The organism is Geodermatophilus sp. SYSU D00691, from assembly GCF_054050275.1.
Genome location: NZ_JBJGYZ010000009.1, coordinates 26261 through 44014 on the forward strand (window position 1 = coordinate 26261; position 17754 = coordinate 44014).

The 17754-nt window shown below is 74.3% G+C and carries 13 protein-coding genes; 4 read left to right on the top strand and 9 right to left on the bottom strand.

Annotated elements, in window-relative coordinates; genetic code table 11:
• Positions 1 to 5: 5 nt before the first annotated feature.
• From ACI797_RS08730 to ACI797_RS08740, 3 genes are all read right to left on the bottom strand, one after another.
• Positions 6 to 1574, bottom strand: coding sequence for an alpha/beta hydrolase (locus tag ACI797_RS08730; RefSeq protein ID WP_456858228.1), 1569 nt, complete (start codon positions 1572 to 1574; stop codon positions 6 to 8).
• 52 nt (positions 1575 to 1626) lie between these two features.
• Entirely contained in the window at positions 1627 to 2697 is a 1071-nt protein-coding gene (locus ACI797_RS08735) for an ATP-dependent DNA ligase (RefSeq protein ID WP_456858229.1), read from the bottom strand.
• Between the two features lie 77 nt (positions 2698 to 2774).
• Entirely contained in the window at positions 2775 to 3485 is a 711-nt protein-coding gene (locus ACI797_RS08740) for a signal peptidase I (protein ID WP_456858230.1), read from the bottom strand.
• Positions 3486 to 3532: 47 nt separating this feature from the next.
• Here ACI797_RS08740 and ACI797_RS08745 point away from each other — a divergent pair, with 47 nt between their 5' ends.
• Positions 3533 to 4447, top strand: coding sequence for a hypothetical protein (locus ACI797_RS08745; protein WP_456858231.1), 915 nt, complete (start codon positions 3533 to 3535; stop codon positions 4445 to 4447).
• Positions 4444 to 4956 carry a hypothetical protein gene (locus ACI797_RS08750; protein ID WP_456858232.1) on the top strand — a complete coding sequence of 171 codons (513 nt, stop codon included), beginning with the start codon at positions 4444 to 4446 and terminating at the stop codon, positions 4954 to 4956. Before ACI797_RS08745 ends, ACI797_RS08750 begins: the two co-directional genes overlap by 4 nt.
• Positions 4957 to 4992: 36 nt before the next feature.
• Here ACI797_RS08750 and ACI797_RS08755 read toward each other — a convergent pair whose 3' ends face one another.
• Together ACI797_RS08755 and ACI797_RS08760 are read right to left on the bottom strand one after the other, a co-directional pair.
• The gene (locus tag ACI797_RS08755; RefSeq protein WP_456858233.1) at positions 4993 to 5682 is read right to left on the bottom strand and encodes a LuxR C-terminal-related transcriptional regulator; all 690 of its coding nucleotides are present in this window, start codon (positions 5680 to 5682) and stop codon (positions 4993 to 4995) included.
• Positions 5679 to 7169 carry a sensor histidine kinase gene (locus ACI797_RS08760; RefSeq protein ID WP_456858234.1) on the bottom strand — a complete coding sequence of 497 codons (1491 nt, stop codon included), beginning with the start codon at positions 7167 to 7169 and terminating at the stop codon, positions 5679 to 5681. The genes ACI797_RS08755 and ACI797_RS08760 overlap by 4 nt, the downstream gene beginning before the upstream one ends.
• A gap of 251 nt (positions 7170 to 7420) precedes the next feature.
• Between ACI797_RS08760 and ACI797_RS08765 the strand changes: the two genes are divergently transcribed.
• Positions 7421 to 8044, top strand: a complete 624-nt coding sequence (locus ACI797_RS08765) for a hypothetical protein (RefSeq protein ID WP_456858235.1) — start codon at positions 7421 to 7423, stop codon at positions 8042 to 8044.
• Positions 8045 to 8171: 127 nt separating this feature from the next.
• Here the strand turns inward: ACI797_RS08765 and ACI797_RS08770 are convergent, their stop codons facing one another.
• Positions 8172 to 8903 (bottom strand): dihydrofolate reductase family protein, encoded by a 732-nt coding sequence (locus ACI797_RS08770; protein WP_456858236.1) that lies wholly within the window; start codon positions 8901 to 8903, stop codon positions 8172 to 8174.
• Positions 8900 to 10651, bottom strand: a complete 1752-nt coding sequence (gene treZ, locus ACI797_RS08775; RefSeq protein WP_456858237.1) for a malto-oligosyltrehalose trehalohydrolase — start codon at positions 10649 to 10651, stop codon at positions 8900 to 8902. The genes ACI797_RS08770 and treZ overlap by 4 nt, the downstream gene beginning before the upstream one ends.
• A gap of 99 nt (positions 10652 to 10750) precedes the next feature.
• Here treZ and ACI797_RS08780 point away from each other — a divergent pair, with 99 nt between their 5' ends.
• Positions 10751 to 13216, top strand: a complete 2466-nt coding sequence (locus tag ACI797_RS08780) for a hypothetical protein (protein ID WP_456858238.1) — start codon at positions 10751 to 10753, stop codon at positions 13214 to 13216.
• Here ACI797_RS08780 and treY read toward each other — a convergent pair.
• Both treY and glgX read right to left on the bottom strand, forming a co-directional pair.
• The gene (gene treY, locus ACI797_RS08785; protein WP_456858239.1) at positions 13125 to 15479 is read right to left on the bottom strand and encodes a malto-oligosyltrehalose synthase; all 2355 of its coding nucleotides are present in this window, start codon (positions 15477 to 15479) and stop codon (positions 13125 to 13127) included. The genes ACI797_RS08780 and treY overlap by 92 nt on opposite strands.
• Positions 15476 to 17581: a glycogen debranching protein GlgX gene (gene glgX / locus ACI797_RS08790; RefSeq protein ID WP_456858240.1), complete on the bottom strand. Its 2106-nt coding sequence runs from the start codon at positions 17579 to 17581 to the stop codon at positions 15476 to 15478. Before glgX ends, treY begins: the two co-directional genes overlap by 4 nt.
• Between the last annotated feature and the right edge of the window lie 173 nt (positions 17582 to 17754).

The following is a 17754-nucleotide window of genomic DNA, read 5'->3' on the forward strand; positions in this document are numbered from 1 at the left end:
GGCGCCTAGGCCGCCGGGCAGGTCAACCCGTCGGAGGGCGCGGTCAGGTCGATGAGGTACGCGTTGACGGCGTCGGTCACGCACGGCGTCTTCGGGTAGCTCGTGTGGCCCTGACCCTGCCAGGTCAGCAGCACGCCCGACTCCAGTTCCTCCGCCATGTCCACCGCACCGGGCAACGGAGTCACCGGATCGCCGGAATTGCCGACGACGAGGATCGGCGCCGAGCCGGCGGCGTCGCGCTCCGGCAGCGGCGTCCGGTCGGCCTCCCAGGCCGAGCAGGTGTACAGGCCGGTCGCGGCGCCGGCGCCGAAGAGCGGGTACGTCACGTTCCACTCGGCGGCCAGCCGGCGGACCTCGTCCTCGGAGACCGCGGCGTCGGTGGACGTGTCGGCGCAGTTGATCGCGATGTTGGCGTCGAACAGGTTCGAGTAGCCGCCGTCGGGCAGCCGCCCGGAGTAGCTGTCGGACAGGGTGAACACCCCCGCCGAGTCACCCTGGGACGCCGCGGCCAGCGCCTGCGCCAGCTGCGGCCAGGCCTCCTGGCTGTACAGGGCCGCCCGGACCGCGTTCCACACCACACCGGCCGTGGCGGTGCGGGTCTCGCCCGGCGTCGAGCTCGGGATGGGGGTCGCCGCCGCCTGCGCCAGCAGGTCGTTGACGAATTGCCGCGGGTCGGCGCCGATCGGGCAGCCGGCGATGAGCGCCGTGCAGTACTGGGAGAACGCGTCGAACCCGGCCTCCAGGCCGGCCGCGCTCGCCTCGGCGTCCTCCACCGGGTCGGTGGACGGGTCGACCGCGGCGTCGAGCACCAGCGCGCGGACGTTCTCCGGGAACAGCTCGGCGTAGGTCGACCCCAGCGTCGTGCCGTACGAGTAGCCGAGGTAGGTCAGCTGCTCGTCGCCCAGCGCCTCGCGCAGCAGGTCCATGTCCCGCGCGGTGTCGACGGTGTTGAAGCTGCCCAGCGCGTCGCCGTACTCCTCCGCGCAGTCCTCCGCCACCTCGTCGGCGAGCCCGAACGCCTCGTCGAGCTGTGCCTCCGTCGTCGGCCGCGGCTCCGAGGCGATCAGCCGGTCCTTGAGGTCGGTGGAGATGCACTCGACCGGCGTCGACAGCCCCACGCCGCGCGGGTCGAAGCCGACCAGGTCGAAGCGCTGCAGGACCTGCTCCGGCATCCGCAGCGCCAAGCCGAGGACGGCGTCCGCCCCGGACCCGCCCGGCCCGCCCGGGTTCACCACCAGCGAGCCGATCCGGTCGGTCTGCCCGGCCATCGTCACCCGCACCAGGAACAGCGGCAGCGTCGCGCCCTGCGGCTCGTCGTAGCTGATCGGCACCTCGGTGCGGCCGCACTCGAAGGTCAGCGGCCGCTCCGACCCGGGCCGGCCCTCGATCAGCGGCCGGATCTGCTCGCTGCAGTCCGTCCACTCGATCTCCGCGGCCGCCGGCTCGGCAGCGGCGGAGCTGCTCGCCGCGGCCGCGGTCTCCTCGGCCGCCATGGAGCCGGTGAAGGACGTGCAGCCGGTGAGCAGGAGGAGCAGCCCGGCCACGACGACGGGCAGGGTGGATCGACGACGCATGATCACGAGCCTAGGAGGACCTCGATGCCGTCGCAGGCGATCGAGAGAAGGCTCACCCGTCGAGCACCTCGGCGAGGTCGTACCGCACCGGCACGTCGAGCTGGTCGTAGGTGCAGCTCTTGGGGTCGCGATCGGTGCGCCAGCGCAGGAACTGGCCGGTGTGCCGCAGCCGCCGCCCCTCCAGCTGGTCGTACTTGATCTCGACGACCAGCTCGGGGCGCAGCGGCACCCAGGAGAGGTCCTTGCCCGCGTTCCACCGGCTGACGGCACCCGGCATGCGGTGCTCGCCCTCGCCGTTGGTCTGCGCGTTCGCCCAGTCCTGCCACGGGTGACCGCTCAGCGCGTTCGCCCGGTAGGGCTCGAGCTCCTCGACCAGCTCGGCCCGCCGGGTCATCGGGAAGGACGCCGCGACGCCGATGTGCTGCAGGTCGCCGGAGTCGTTGTACAGCCCCAGCAGCAGCGAGCCGACGATCGGCCCGCTCTTGTGCCACCGGAACCCGGCCACCACGCAGTCGGCCGTGCGCACGTGCTTGACCTTGGTCATCAGCCGCTGGTCGGGGCCGTAGGGCAGGTCGGCGGCTTTGGCCACGACGCCGTCGAGCCCGGCGCCCTCGAACTCCTGGAACCAGCGCTGCGCCGTCGCCGCGTCCCGGGTGATCGAGGTGACGTGCACCGATGCGGTCGTCGTCACCACCTCGCGCAGCCGGGCCTGCCGCTGGGCGAACGGGGTCTCGAGGAACACCTCGTCGCCGAGGGCGAGCAGGTCGAAGGCGACGAAGGTGCCCGGCGTCTGCTCGGCCAGCAGGTCGACCCGCGACTTCGCGGGGTGGATGCGCTGCAGCAGCGCCTCGAAGTCCAGCCGGTCGCCGCTCTGGATGACGATCTCGCCGTCGACGACGCACCGCTCCGGCAGCGCCGCCTTGACCGCCTCGACCACCTCGGGGAAGTAGCGGGTCATCGGCCGCTCGTTGCGGCTGCCCAGCTCCACCTCGTCGCCGTCGCGGAAGACGATGCACCGGAAACCGTCCCACTTGGGCTCGTAGAACAGGCCCTCGCCGGTGGGGAGCTTCGTCGAGGCCTTGGCCAGCATCGGCTTCACCGGCGGCAGCAGGGGCAGGTCCATGCAGGTCAGTAGACCAGCCGGGCACGACGTCGGGCGCGGTCACCGCGCCGGTGTCACCCGTGGAGGGCGTCGGTCGGTCAGGCCCGGGGTCGGGCAGGGATCCCGCGGGACGGCGGTACCGGTGGCAGCGCAACGGCCCGGACCGGGGCATCGACCCGGTAGAGGCTCACGGTGCGCGCCTCGTCCGCCGCCTCCCGCGCCGGACCGCTCCGCGGGCGCCGCGGCTCGGGTGCCGGCTCACCGACGGGCTCGGCCGCCTGCTCCTTGCGCTTGCCGGGATGCGCAGCGACCACCGCGCAGATCAGCAGGACGAGGAAGCCGACGCCCTGCGGGCTGTGCAGGACCGCCGCGACCCGCCCCAGCTGCGGGACGCCGAACCACAGCCGGCCCTGCACCAGTGACGCCGGGACCGGGTCGAGGTCCACCCCGTCGTTGGCGTCGCCCTTCGTCGTGAACACGGGCGCGCCGGTCGAGGTGTCGACGGCGAGGACGCGGTGGGTCACGAGCTCGGCCGGGTCGGACGGGCGCTGGAAGGTGATGACGTCGCCGACGACGACGTCGGCCGGGTGCACCGGGCGCGTGAAGACCATGGACCCGACCGGGTGGGCGGGCGACATGCTGCCGCTGAGCACCGCCATCGCCGCGCCCGAGGTGACCGTGGGGTAGAGGGCGATCCCGAGAGCGCCCGCCGTCGCGGCGAGCAGGACGACGCCGAGGACCCAGGCGACGACGCGACGCAGGGTGTGCACGTCCTCGATGCTCCCGTCGCGGCCGCGCGGCGACATCATCGATATTGACGATGCGCGGGGGCGCGCCCCCGCATGAAGGTGGCCGCATGTCCTTGCGCCGGCTCGCCGTCCCGGCGCTCATCCTCCCGGCTCTCGTCGCCACCGCCGTCCCGGCCGTCGCCGGCGCCGGGCTGGCGCCAGGAGGCGATCTGACGATCACCGTGCGGCTGCCCACCGCCTGGGCCACGCAGGCCGACCGGCTGGGCGTCTCGGTCGTCGACCTGGTGCAGGCCGAGAACGACTGCCTGGAACCGGAGACGGCGGCCGGGGACACGACGTGCGGTGCCGATGAGGGCGACCTGGCCGGCCAGCTGACGGCGTTCGTGACGGCGGGTCAGCTGGTCGACGGTGTCTGCCGCACCTCCGGTGCCCGGGAGGAACTCATCCTCACCGATCCCGACGAGCAGGCGATCCTCTCCGTCGACGGAGCCGGGTGCCTGGCGATCGACCTCGCCTTCCCCAGCGACGACGACGACAACCTCGCGCAGTCGGACTCCATAAGGTTCGCGGTGCGCACCCTGGCCGAGCTCCCCGGCGTCACGCCGCCTCGGTCGACGCCCTCGACGACCGCCGAGGACGACACCGCGACGACGGTCACGGGCGCCGGGGGCACGGGGGGCGGCGGTCAGGGCGCGACCGGCGCCCAGGGGGCAGCCGGCGGACCGGACGCGGCGGGTGGCCCGGCCGCTGCCGGGACGGCGACCGACGACACCGCAGCTGCGGCCGACGGGACGGCACCTGTCGGCGAGGGCAGCGCCCCGTTGCTCGGCGAGCAGACGACGCCAGTGGCGGTGGACGGTGACTCGGTCGACGTCCGCACCCAGGCCGCGGAGACCTCGCTCGGTGCTCTGGTGCTCACCTACGGCTCCCTCTTCCTGGGAGTCGTGCTCCTCGGACTCGTGCTGTTCCTCTGGTGGAGCCGGCGTCGTCGGCGCCCGGTCGTGGAAGGAGCCGGCGCGTGAGGGCCCGGACGACGCTCGCCCTCGGGACCGTGCTGGCCGCGACGCTGCTCACCGGCGTCGGCACGACGTCCGCGGCATTCTCGGACAACGCCAGCATCCCGGTGACAGTGGGCGCCGGTCAGGTGACGGTGTCGGCCTCGCCCGCGACGCTCGTGCTGGTGCCGCCCCGCGGATCGGGGTCGGTCGCCGTGACGAACGGCGGTTCGGTCGAGGCGGTGCTCACCGTCACGGCGATCGACGCCCAGGGGAGGCCGCTCGCCGACTGCCCCAAGATCACGGTGACCGCCGCGCCGGAGGAGGGGGCACCCGCGCAGGGCATCCGGCCGTGCAGCGCCGACGGCCACGGGGTCGACCTGCTCGAGCTGGCGAGCGGCGCCACGACGACGATCACCGTCGAGGCCACGGCGTTCGGTCAGAGGTGGACCGGCGGGCTCAGGGTGACCCTGTCCCAGGGCGACGGGGGCTTCAGCGACAGCGCGGACGTGGCCGTCCAGGTCGCCCCCCGCTGATCGCAGGTCGCCGGACGGGGCGTCCGGCGTGCGGTCTCAGCGCTCGAGGACAGCGCTGGGCACGCGGTCGAGCCAGCCGGCCCGGCGGGCCAGGGCGACGGCCTGCAGCTGCGACGACACCCCGAGCTTGGTGAGGATCGCCCGGATCTGGGTGCGCACGGTCGCCTCGCTGACGAAGGCGGCCGCCGCGATCGCCGCGGCGGACAGGCCGTCGGCGAGCGCGTGGAGGACCTCGTCCTCCCGCCGGCTCAGCTGGGCGAAGGGGGACAGCCGGGCGGCTTCCTCGCTGCGCGCACGGCGGGCGGCGGCGAGCAGGTCCTGCCGCCGCCCGTCGTCGAGCACCTGCTCGCCGGCGGCGACGGCGGCCACCACCGCGACCAACCGGTCCAGGTCGGTGTCCTTGGGCAGCACTGTCGCGGCACCGCGCTCGACCGCCGTGCCCCAGGTCGCGTCGCCGGTCTCACCGGTGACGACGACGACCCGGCACCCCAGCCCGGTCAGGGGCTCGACGAGGTCCAGCCCGTCGATGGGGGCACCGTCCTCATCAGCGCCGAGCCGCAGGTCGAGGAGGACGGTGGTGGGCGCGGCGGCGGCGATGTCGGCGACGACCTGCTCCGACGACCGGGGAGCCACGCGCTGCGCGGCGAAGCCCGTCGCTCGCAGGCCGATCTGCACCGCCTGGGCGAAGAGGGCGTGGTCGTCCACGAGCAGGACCGGGGCGGTCACGCGGCACTCCGGGCGGTGACCACGGCCTCGACGGACTGGCCGTCGCGAGGCGTCGGGAGGCCCGCCGGGGCAGGGGTCGCCGGCAGCGTGAGCACGAAGCGGGTGCCGGTCGCGACGTCCTGCGCGACGAGGTCCCCGCCGTGGCGCCGTGCGAGATCGCGGGAGATCGCCAGCCCGAGCCCTTCGCCGGGGCTCCCCGACCGGCGGGCGCCGGCCTCGAACACGGCCGCACGGCGGGCCGGCGGTAGCCCCGGGCCGTCGTCAGCGACGGTGACCGTCAGCCGGTCGTCGACGTCGACGCTGAGGTGGCAGAGCGCCTTCGGCGCGTGGGCGAGGGCGTTGCCGAGGAGGTTGCTGACGATCACGGCGAGCGCGTCGCCGTCCACGACCACCGGTGGGTGCTCCACCGGAGCCCAGGCCACGCGCAGGCCGCGCTCGCGGTGGCTCACGACGAGCGGCCGGAGCAGCTGGTCCAGGTCGACCGCCTCCGCCGTCGCGGGCCGCTCGGGCAGCCGGAGCATGCGCTCGAGCCGGCCCAGCTCGGCGGCGACCGCCGCCTCGAGGTCTGCGCGGGAGGGGGAGGCCGGCAGGTGTCGGACGGCCGAGCTGCCGGCCCTGACCCCGGCCACGACGGCGCGCGAATCGTGCAGGCAGGCGCGCACGGCCTGCAGGTGCCGCTCGTGGCCGGCGAGCTGCTCCAGCAGCCCGGCGGCGTACCGCTCCTGGCCGGCGAGGGCGTCGTCGAGCCGGCGCAGAGCGGTGATGACCGCCGTGACCGCGACGGCGAGAAGGGCGATGTCGGCGACCGTCTGCACGGCTGGCGCCGTGACGGGGAGGACGGCGGGCAGCGACTTGAGGACGCCGAGCACGCCCACGGCCAGGGCGATGCCGGCGAGGGCACGCGTGGAGGCGCGGTCCCGGTCGTCGAGGGTGCCGCCGCGCCACGCGGCGACCGCGACGGAGCTCCACAGCACGCCGACCAGGAGGACGCTGGCGCCCCGCGCCACCACCTCGACGGCGGGGCCGGCGGCGAGGGGGACGAGCGCGGCGGTCAACGCCGCGCCCCCGACGCCGGCCACGAGCACGGCGCGGCGGCGCGGACGGTGCGGCGCGGCCGCGCGGAGGCAGGCCGCCGCGGCGGCGAGCACGAACAGCACTGCGGTTGCGGGCACGACGACGGGGGCACGGTCACCGACGAGGGCGTCGCAGGCCACGGACGCGGGCCGGTGCAGGCCGAGCAGGATCAGACCGCAGCCGGTGTCCCAGGCCGAGCGGGTCCCCGTCACCCGGTGTCGCAGCAGGAAGCCGGCTCCGGCGCCCATGAAGCCGAGCGAGGCGGCAACGGCCAGCACCGTGTGCCGGGCCTCCAGCGGAGCCCCGGCCAGAACTGCGACGGCGGCGAGCAGTGCGACAACACGGCCGGGCCCGACGCGGCGCTGGATGTGGAGTCTTGACGCAGCGGCGGTGCTGCGCAGTGCGGTGATCATCAGCTGTTGCCCCCCAGAGCTCGCTGGAGGCAGCAGAACACGCCTCTCCGACCGTCCGTGGGTTGAGGCTGTAAAGCAGGGGCGACTGCGCCGAGCGGTTCGATTGTGACGAACGAGTTCCAGATGGGGGTGCAATCAACAGATCTGACGATGCCCGGGGGTGGGGCGGGACCGGAGTCTCGATGCCGTTCGCCGCGCACGGGGCCGGCGAGAAACCGTCGCAGTGACGGTGACACCCCACAGGAGACACCGTGAAGAAGATCGTCCTCGCCGCCACTGCCATGGGCGGCGCCGCCCTCGTCGCCTTCGGCGCCAGCGGCACCTTCGCCGCCTTCAACGCAGAGGAGACGCTCAGCACCGAGGTCGGCTCCGGCCAGTTCACGCTGAACACGGGCCAGTCCACCACCGCGAACGTCGACCCGGCCGACCTCAACCCCGGCCAGTCGGTGGATCTCGCCTACTTCGTCGCGAACAACAAGGACTCGGACTTCAACGGCGTCCTGAAGGCCAGCTTCGGCAACCTGAAGAGCTGGGAGCACGGCTGCCTCGACCCGGAGTCCGATGCCGGCGACACGACCTGCGGCAACGATGGTCACGGCGAGTTCCAGAACTTCGCCACGGTGCGCGGGTCGATGACGTCGGCCGCGTCGGCGGCCGAGTGCACGGCGCTCGCGTCTCAGTCCTACGCCCTCGGCACCGTGTCGACCCTCGCCAACTGGAACGCTGCGTTCCCCGCCACCACGCTCGCTCCGGGCGCCGGTACCTGCATCGTCCTGCAGATCTCCCTTCCCGACGACAGCACCAACAACCTGGTGCAGGGTGACACCGCCAGCTTCGACGTCACCTTCCGCCTCGACCAGGGTGCGGCGGTCTGAGCTCAGCAGCTTTCTCGAGGGCGGTCCGGGTTCTCCCGGGCCGCCCTCGCGGCGTTCCTGGGAGGTGGAGCCGGTCGAGCGACCGTGGAGCCGGGCCGTGGCGCGGCTCAAGCGTCGGCGGAGCGGGTCAACCCGCGGCGCGGCGCACGCCGTACCGGGTGAACAGCATCCCGTCCTCCTCGAGTACCTGCCGCAGGTCGAGCCGGACGACGTCGGCGAGCGGCACGTCGCCGAGCAGCCGCACCTCGCCGCCGACCAGCGCGGGGGAGATCGAGAGGTCGAGCTCGTCGACCACGCCCGCCTCGAGGGCCGTGCGCAGCAGCTGCGGCCCGCCCTCGCAGGTGACGTGCGTGAGCCCCCGCTCGGCCAGGGCGTCGAGGGCGGCCGGCAGGTCGACGTCGTCCTCGCCGCACACGAGCACCTGCACGCCGGCGTCGGCGAGCGCCGCCCGCCGTCCGGCGTCCGCCGCCGCGCAGGTCACCAGGATCGTCGGCGGCACCGCCAGCCGGCTGCCCGGCTCCAGCGACGCCCGCCGCGACACCACCGCGATCGGCGCGGTCGCCGGGCGGCCCAGTTCGACGCGCATGCGGCCGACGACCGAGTCGTCGGTCATCGGGCCGTACCCCTCGGCGGCGGCGGTGCCCGCCCCGACCAGGACGACGTCGGCCAGCGCCCGCAGCACCCGGAAGACCACCAGGTCGCCGGGCGACTGCAGGCCGCGGCTGCGCCCGGCGACGGTGGTCGCGCCGTCGAGGCTGGCGATGAAGTTGATCCGCAGCGCACGGCCGGGCGGCAGCCGGTAGGCCGCGCCGACCTCGTCCGGCGCCAGGTCGGCCGGGTCGGGGAGCAGCCGCCTCACGTGGTCAGCACCACCGCGGTCTCCGCCGGCAGCGTCACCGTCTCGCGGTCGATGCGCGGCTGCTCGCCGGTGGTGAACAGCACGCCGGTGGCGGGCCGGTCGAGGTCGATCTCGCGCGGCTCGCCGGCCAGGTTGGCCACCACCCGCAGGGAGCCGCGGTGCACGGCCAACCAGCGGTCGTCGTCGTCCCAGCTCACGGCCACGGCGGTCAGGTCGGGGTCGACCAGCTCGGGCTGCGCCCGGCGGAGCGCCAGCAGGGTGCGGTGGACCTCCAGCAGCCGGTCGTGCGGCTCCTTGCCCGGCTCCGACCAGTCCAGCTTCGAGCGGATGAACGTCTCGGGGTCCTGCGGATCGGGGACGACGTCGGCGTCCCACCCGTGCTCGGCGAACTCGCCGATCCGCCCCTCCGCGGTGGCCTTGCCCAGCTCCGGCTCCGGGTGGCTGGTGAAGAACTGCCACGGCGTGGACGCACCCCACTCCTCGCCCATGAACAGCATGGGCGTGAATGGGCTGGTGAGCACGATGGTCGCGCCGACGGCCAGCAGGTCGGGGGAGAGGGAGGCGGAGATCCGGTCGCCGACCGCCCGGTTGCCGATCTGGTCGTGGTCCTGCAGGTAGCCGAGGAACTTCCAGCCGGGCAGCAGCGCGGTGTCGACCGGCCGGCCGTGGTGCCGCCGGCGGAAGCTCGACCACGCGCCGTCGTGGAAGTACGCCCCGGTCAGCGTCTTGGCCAGCCCGCCCAGGCCGGCCTCGGCGAAGTCGGCGTAGTAGCCCTGCCCCTCGCCGGTCAGCGAGGAGTGCAGCGCGTGGTGGAAGTCGTCGCTCCACTGCGCGGTCAGCCCGAGCCCACCGGCCACCCGCGGGGTGACCAGGCGCGGGTCGTTCAGGTCGCTCTCGGCGATGAGGGCCAGCGGCCGGCCGACGGCGACCGAGAGCCTGTCCACCTCCTGCGCCATCTCCTCCAGCACGTGCGTGGCCCGCTCGTCGACCAGGGCGTGGACGGCGTCGAGGCGCAGCCCGTCGACGTGCATGTCGCGCAGCCACATCAGCGCGTTGTCGATGATGTAGCGCCGCACCTCGTCGGAGTCCGGCCCCGACAGGTTGACCGAGTTCCCCCACGTGTTGGCCCCGCCCTCGGCGAAGACGGGGAAGAACAGCGGCAGGTAGTTCCCCGACGGGCCGAGGTGGTTGTAGACGACGTCCTGGATGACCCCGAGCCCCCGCTGGTGGCAGGCGTCGACGAACCGCTGGTAGGCGGCCGGCCCGCCGTAGGTCTCCTGGACGGCGTACCAGAGGACGCCGTCGTAGCCCCAGTTGTGGGTGCCGTTGAAGGCGTTGACCGGCAGCAGCTCGACGAAGTCGACGCCGAGGTCGACGAGGTGGCCGAGCTTGTCGACCGCCGCGTCCAGCGTGCCCTCGGGCGTGAACGTGCCGACGTGCATCTCGTAGACGACCCCGCCGGCCAGCGGCCGCCCGGTCCAGGCGCCGTCGCCCCAGGAGTACGCGCCCGGGTCGAACCGGCGCGACGGCCCGTGCACGCCCTCGGGCTGCCGCCGCGACCGCGGGTCGGGCCGCACCGTGTCGTCGTCGCCCAGCAGGAACCCGTAGTCCGCCTCCGGACCGGCCTCCACCTCGGCCCGCCACCAGCCGCCGTCGTCGCGCCGCATGTCGTGGACGGCGCCGTCGACCTGCAGGCGCACGCGCTCGGGGAGCGGCGCCCAGACGGAGAACTCGACGGGTGCGGACATGCGGAGGGCCTCCAGAGGTGCGGGATCGCGCCGATCATGCCCCCGTCCCGTGCGGTCAACCCTCGCCGCGGGCCCGATCCTGCCGCCAGACTGTCCGCCGTGCCGGCGGAGCGCAGCGACTGGGTCGAGCTGCGCGTGCACGGGGTGAGCGGCACCCCGCCGGACTACATGCTCGGCAGCGCGCACACCGCCCAGGTCGCCGGCGACGACCGCAGCCGGTGCTTCCGCCCCACCGATTCCCGCGGCCGCGAGGTGCCGGCGCCCGACGGGCACGTGCTCGAGGCGTTCCACTGGGGCCGCTGGACCTCCGGGTCGTGGACGCAGGGGCTGTGGCTGCTGCTCATCCCGTTCGGGATCCTCAACGCCGCCCACCACACGCTCCCGTCCGGTCCGGGCCGTCCCGCCCGCGCGGCGCGGGCGCTGGCCGCCGCGCTGCTGCGCCTGGTCGGGCTCGTCCTCACCGGGCTGTTCGCCCTCGCCACCTGCCTGGTCGTCGTCGACCTGACCGCCTGGCAGTGGCTGTTGGGCCTCGGGCCGGTGCCCGGCTGGCTGGTCGTCGACGTCGCGCTGGCCGTGGCCGCCCTGCTCATCGCGGGCCTTTCCGGGCTCGGGCAGGCCGACACCGGCCGCCGGTACCGGTTCGCCGCCGCCGGCCCGTGCGACCTGGGCCGCGGAGCGGGCGGCCCGGCGGCTCTCGGTGACGCCGCCTTCTTCGACGGCGACCCCGACAACCCGGCGCTGCGGCTGCTGCACCGGGCCGCCGGCCTGCTCGTCGTCGGCTGGCTCGGGCTCTCGGTCGCCGTCGACGCCGGTGTCGGCTGGGCCGCCGTGCCGCGCGGGGGCGTCGCCGTCGTCCTGGCCCTGGTGGCGGCCGCGGTGTCGGTCACGGGCCGGGGGCAGGCCGACGGCCCCGCGCGGTGGCGGTCGGTGGCCGCCGTGGCGGTGCGGGTGCTGTCGTGGGCCGCCGTTCTGCTCGCCCTCGCCGCGCTGGCCGGGGCCGACGTCGACGGCGCCGGTCCGCTGCCCGGGACGACCGTCGCCGTCGCCGTCCTCGTCGTCGCCGGCTTCGGGGGGCTCGCGCTGCTCGTGCTCTCGGTCGCGGTGCTCGCCGCGGCGACCCGGACGGCCGCGCGGGTGCCGCCGCGGCCGTTCCGGCGGTTCGCCGGCGGCCTGGCGGCGGGCCTGGCGGCCTCGAGCGGCTGCTACCTCGCCGTCGGGCTGACCACCGGCCTCACCCTCGGCGTGCAGGGGCTGCTCAACGGTCTCTTCGGCGCGTCCGTGCAGGGCCCGGCGCTGCTGCAGCGGTTCTCGTACGCGTGGGGCGTCACCGCCGCCGTCTTCGCCGTTCTCGGCGCGGTCGCCGCCCTGCGGCTGCGCCGGGACCGCCGCCGGTTCCGCGACCGGGCCGAGGCGGCCATGACCTACGGCGACCCGCCGGTCCTGCACCTGCCGGCGCGCTGGGTCGCCCGCACGGGCCGCGCGATGCAGACCGCGCGGCTGAAGAACGCGATCCCGCTCGCCCTCGCGGTGTGGACCCTGCTCGGCCTGGTCCTGGCCGGGGCCATCGGCGCCGCGTTCGTCCTCGACCGCGAGCCACCGGTCCCGCTGGGCCTGCTCACCGGCGCCAGCTCCGCCGCGGGCGGGGCGGTGACCGGGGACGACGTCGTCATCGGGCTGGGGCAGGTCACCCTGCTCGGCATCGCGGCCGCGGCGGTGCTGCTGGCCCGGGGCGCGCTGCGCTCGGAGGGGGCGCGGCGCGGGCTCAACGTCGTCTGGGACGTCGTCGCGTTCTGGCCCCGGGCCAGCCACCCGTTCGTGCCGCCGCCCTACGCGCAGGAGGTGGTGCCCGCGCTGGTCCGCCGGATCTGCTGGCACCTCGGCGTCGCGGACCCGCTGCAGGACACCGGCGCCGACGCCGACCGCCGGGCGGCCCCGGTGCGCAACCCCGACCCTGCGCCGGAGGTCGTCGTGGCCGCGCACAGCCAGGGCAGCCTGATCGCGCTGGTCGCGCTGCTGTGGCTGCCGGCGGAGGTGCGCGGCCGCGTCCGCTGGGTCACCTTCGGGTCGCAGCTGCGCAGCGAGTTCGCCCGCGGCTTCCCCCACTACGTGACCGTCGACCTGCTGCGCGAGGTCGCCGCCGCCTTCCGCTGGGTGAGCCTCTACCGCGACACCGATCCGGTCGCCGGTCCGGTCACCAGCTGGGACCACAGCCCCGACGGCGGCCCGCTCACCTCCCGCCGGATGAGCGACCCCGACCGCGCGCTGCCCGACTGGCTGGACCCGGACACCGGCCGGCGGGTCTGCGGCGACGAGTGGCGGCTGCTCGACCCGGTGCCCGGGGACCTCGCCCTGCAGACCCGCGCCGTGACCGGCCCGGGCGGCCACGGCGGCTACTGGACGGACCCCGACTGGCCGCTGGCGCTGGACGTCGTCCGGGGTCGGGTGCCCGACGGGCGGGTCCCGCGCGCCCGGGTCAGTCGCGGGCCAGCAGCGCCACCGGCAGCCGGCCGAGCACCTCACCCAGCGGTGCCCCGTCAGCGGCGGACACCACCCGGGTCCCGGTGAGCACGTCCCGCCAGGCGCCCGTGGGCAGCTGCAGCGCGGTGTCGCCCCAGCCGCCCGCGGCGGCCAGCGCCACCGGCAGCCGGGTCGCCACGGTCACCGCGCCGCCGCGGTCGAAGGCGACGACGTGGTCGGCCGCCGTCCCGCTCGCCGCGACCGGCTCGTAGCCGGCGAACCACCCGGGGTCGTCCCGGCGGGCCCGCAGCGTGCGGGAGACCACCAGCAGCTTGGCCGCGCCGCCGTCGTCGAGCAGCGGCAGCTGCCCGGCGTCGAGGGCGGCCAGCAGCGACCGGCGCCGGTCGTAGTCGACCGGGCGGCGGTTGTCGGGGTCGACCAGCGAGAGGTCCCACAGCTCGGTGCCCTGGTAGACGTCGGGGACGCCGGGCATGGTCAGCTGCAGCAGCTTCTGCGACAACGAGTTCGACCGGCCGAACGGCGCGATCCGCTCCACGAACTTGTGGATCCGCGCCGCCACGGCCTCGTCGTCGTAGGCGGCATCGACGAGGGCGTGCAGCTGCTCCTCGAACTCCTGCACCGGGTCGGTCCACGTCGTCGACGTCCCGGCCTCGCGGGCGGCCTTCTCGACGTAGGCGTGCGCCCGCTCGCGCGACAGCGGCCAGGCGCCGACCAGGTTCTGCCAGACCAGGTGCGCCAGCGACCGGTCGGCCAGCGGGTGCCGGGACAGCAGCCAGCGCACCGTGTCCGCCCACTCGGTGGGGATCTCGGCGAGCACGGCCAGCCGGGCGCGCACGTCCTCGCTGCGCTTGGTGTCGTGCGTCGACAGCGTCGTCATCGACGCGGGCCTGCGCTCCTGCCGCCGCACCTGCGCCTCGTGGAACTCCTCGACCGTGCTGCCGAACCGGGCGGGGTCGCCGCCGACCTCGTTGAGCGCCACGAACCGCGCCCACCGGTAGTAGGCGGAGTCCTCCACGCCCTTGGCCATGACCGGGCCGCTGGTCTGCTCGAACCGGGTCGCCGCCTCGGTGCCGGCCTGCGCCAGCAGCGGGTGCAGCGCGTCGACGGCGGTCACCAGGTCGGGCCGCCGGTCGCGCACCGCGGCCACCGTGGCGTCGAGGTGCTCGCGGCCGTCGGGGAGGTAGCTGCGGTACACCGGGAACGAGGCCAGCAGCTCGGCGAGCGCCTCGCGGACCTGCTCGCCGTCCACGCCCTGCAGGTCGCCGACCACCCGCTGCAGGCGGGCGACCTCCGAGCCGAGCATCCCGTCGGTGACCTCGCGCTTGCAGTCGTGCACCAGCTGCGCGTAGTCGACCGGGCGGCCGGCCAGCTCGGTGTCCAGCGCGGTCAGCGCGGCCTCGCCGGCCGGGTCGACCAGGACGTCGTCCACCTCGGCCAGCGCGTCGTAGCCGGTGGTGCCGGCGGTCGCCCAGCTCTCCGGCAGCTCCTCGCCGGGCTCGAGGATCTTCTCCACGACCGTCCAGCGGCCGCCCGACGCGTCGGCCAGCCGTTCCAGGTAGCCCTTCGGGTCGGCCAGGCCGTCGGGGTGGTCGATCCGCAGCCCGTCGACCTTGCCCTCGCCGACGAACCGCAGCACCAGCTCGTGCGTCGCGTCGAAGATCGCGGGGTCCTCGACGCGCAGGCCGGCCAGGGTGTTGATCGCGAAGAACCGGCGGTAGTTGAGCTCGTCGTCGGCCCGGCGCCAGTCGACCAGCTCGTAGTGCTGGCGGGCGTGGACCTCCTTCGGCGTGCCGTCCCCGGTGCCGGGCGCGATGGGGAAGCGGTTGTCGTAGTAGCGCAGCTCGCCGTCGGTGCTGCCCTCACCCGTCCCGCCGACGACCTCGAGCTTGTCGACGTCGTCCGGCGACCCCAGCACGGGGATGCGGACCTTGCCGCCGCCGAACTCCCAGTCGATGTCGAACGCGCCGGCGTGCGCGCTGTCCCGGCCGTGCTGCAGCACGTCCCACCACCATGGTGCGGCGGCCGGGTCGGCCACGCCCATGTGGTTGGGCACGAGGTCGAGCACCAGCCCGAGCCCGTGCTCGTGCAGCGCCTCGACGAACCGGTCGAAGCCCGCCTGCCCGCCGCGGGCCTCGTCGACGTGCGCGTGGTCCACGGTGTCGTAGCCGTGGTTGCTGCCCTCGGCCGAGCGCAGCAGCGGCGAGGCGTAGGCGTGGGTCACGCCCAGGTCGGCCAGGTAGCCGGCCACCGCGGCGGCGTCGTCGAGGGTGAACCCGGCGTGCACCTGCAGCCGGTACGTGGCCGACGGGACCCCGCGACGGCGCTCGGTGCCGTTCCCCGGCCCGGTCACGGCGCGGCGCGCAGCACGACGGTGGCGCGGGCGCCGACGGTCACCGTCTCGCCGGGCTTGACCTCGTCGGGCTCGAGCCCGCCGCGCTCGGCGGTGTCGAGGACGACGGTCCACGCGGCGGCGTACTCGCTGGTGGGGAGCGTGAACTCCATCGGCTCGTGGTGGGCGTTGAACGCCAGGTAGAAGCAGTCGTCGATGATCGGCTCGCCCCGCTCGTCGGTCTCGCGGATGCCGTGCCCGTTGAGGTACATGGCCAGCGACTTGGCGAAGCCCACGTCCCAGTCGTCGTCGCCCATGGGATCGCCGTCCGACGTCAGCCAGGCCACCTCGGGCAGCGGGGAGCCCTCCTCCCGGCGCACCGGCCGGCCGGAGAGGAACCGGCGCCGGCGGAACACGGGGTGCTCGGTGCGCAGCCGGATCACGGTCTTCGTGAACTCGAGCAGGCTCTCGTCGACGGACTCCCAGTCCATCCAGGTGAGCTCGGAGTCCTGGCAGTAGCCGTTGTTGTTGCCGCACTGGGTGCGGCCGATCTCGTCGCCGTGCAGCAGCATCGGCACGCCCTGGCTGAACATCAGCGAGGCGAGGAAGTTGCGCTGCTGCCGGGCGCGCAGCGCCAGCACCTTCGGGTCGTCGGTCGGGCCCTCGACGCCGCAGTTCCAGCTGCGGTTGTGGCTCTCGCCGTCGTTGTTCCCCTCGCCGTTGGCCTCGTTGTGCTTCTCGTTGTAGGAGACCAGGTCGCGCAGGGTGAACCCGTCGTGCGCGGTGACGAAGTTGATGCTCGCCACCGGGCGCCGCCCGGAGTGCTGGTACAGGTCCGACGAGCCGGTGATCCGGCTGGCGAACTCGCCGATGGTCGCGTCCTCGCCGCGCCAGAAGTCGCGGACGGTGTCGCGGTACTTGCCGTTCCACTCGGTCCACAGGGACGGGAAGTTGCCGACCTGGTAGCCGCCGTCGCCGACGTCCCACGGCTCGGCGATCAGCTTGACCTGGCTGACGACGGGGTCCTGGTGCACCAGGTCGAAGAACGCCGACAGCCGGTCGACCTCGTGGAACTGGCGGGCCAGCGTCGAGGCGAGGTCGAAGCGGAAGCCGTCGACGTGCATCTCGGTGACCCAGTAGCGCAGCGAGTCCATGATCAGCTGCAGCGACTGGGGGGTGCGGACGTTGAGCGAGTTCCCGGTGCCCGTGGTGTCCATGTAGTACTGCAGGTCGTCCTCGACCAGCCGGTAGTAGGCCCGGTTGTCGATGCCCTTGAACGACAGCGTCGGGCCCATGTGGTTGCCCTCGGCCGTGTGGTTGTAGACGACGTCGAGGATGACCTCGATGCCGGCCTCGTGCAGGGCCCGCACCATGCCCTTGAACTCCTGCACCTGCTGGCCGTCGGTCGCCGTCGCGTACTCGTTGTGCGGCGCGAAGAAGCCGATCGTGTTGTAGCCCCAGTAGTTGCGCAGGCCCTTCTGCAGCAGGGTGTCGTCCTGCACGAACTGGTGCACCGGCATCAGCTCGATCGCGGTGATCCCGAGGTCCTGCAGGTGCTCGATGATCGCCGGGTGCGCCACGGCCGAGTAGGTGCCGCGGATCTCCTCGGGGATCCGCGGGTGGGTCATCGTCAGGCCCTTCACGTGGGCCTCGTAGATGACGCTCTTGTGGTACGGGATCCGCGGCGGGCGGTCCACGCCCCAGTCGAAGTACGGGTTGACGACGACGGACTTCGGCATGTGCGGCGCCGAGTCGTCGTCGTTGCGCTCGCCGGTGCCGAAGTGGTAGCCGAAGCAGGCCTCGTCCCAGTCGACCTGGCCGTCGATGGCCTTGGCGTAGGGGTCGAGCAGCAGCTTGTTCGGGTTGCAGCGCAGCCCCTGCTCCGGGTCGTAGGGGCCGTGCACGCGGAAGCCGTAGCGCTGCCCGGGCTGGATGCCGGGCAGGAAGGCGTGCCAGACGAAGCCGTCCATCTCCTCGAGGACGATGCGCTCCTCGGTGCCGTCCTCGTCGAACAGGCACAGCTCGACCCTCTCGGCCACCTCGCTGAAGATCGCGAAGTTGGTGCCGGTGCCGTCGTACGTGGCACCCAGCGGGTAGGCGGTGCCGGGCCACACCTGTGTCATGCGGGTCGTTCCTCCTGCGGTGGCCCTCCGGGGAGAGGGCAGTGGCCTCCCTCCCCGGACTGGGGGAGGAGGTCGGTACGGGCTCGCGGGGCGCTGTGCCCGGGTCGAGCCTCCCGCACACCTGGATCGGCCGGAGGAGAGCGGGGTCACCCGCAGGAACGAGAGAGCGGCGC

What these genes read in the sequence shown, in the direction of transcription:
- ACI797_RS08730 (WP_456858228.1), bottom strand. Translation starts at nt 1,574, where the DNA reads ATGCGTCGTCGATCCACCCTGCCCGTCGTCGTGGCCGGGCTGCTCCTC.
- ACI797_RS08735 (WP_456858229.1), bottom strand. Translation starts at nt 2,697, where the DNA reads ATGGACCTGCCCCTGCTGCCGCCGGTGAAGCCGATGCTGGCCAAGGCC.
- ACI797_RS08740 (WP_456858230.1), bottom strand. Translation starts at nt 3,485, where the DNA reads ATGATGTCGCCGCGCGGCCGCGACGGGAGCATCGAGGACGTGCACACC.
- ACI797_RS08745 (WP_456858231.1), top strand. Translation starts at nt 3,533, where the DNA reads ATGTCCTTGCGCCGGCTCGCCGTCCCGGCGCTCATCCTCCCGGCTCTC.
- ACI797_RS08760 (WP_456858234.1), bottom strand. Translation starts at nt 7,169, where the DNA reads ATGATCACCGCACTGCGCAGCACCGCCGCTGCGTCAAGACTCCACATC.
- treZ (WP_456858237.1), bottom strand. Translation starts at nt 10,651, where the DNA reads ATGTCCGCACCCGTCGAGTTCTCCGTCTGGGCGCCGCTCCCCGAGCGC.
- glgX (WP_456858240.1), bottom strand. Translation starts at nt 17,581, where the DNA reads ATGACACAGGTGTGGCCCGGCACCGCCTACCCGCTGGGTGCCACGTAC.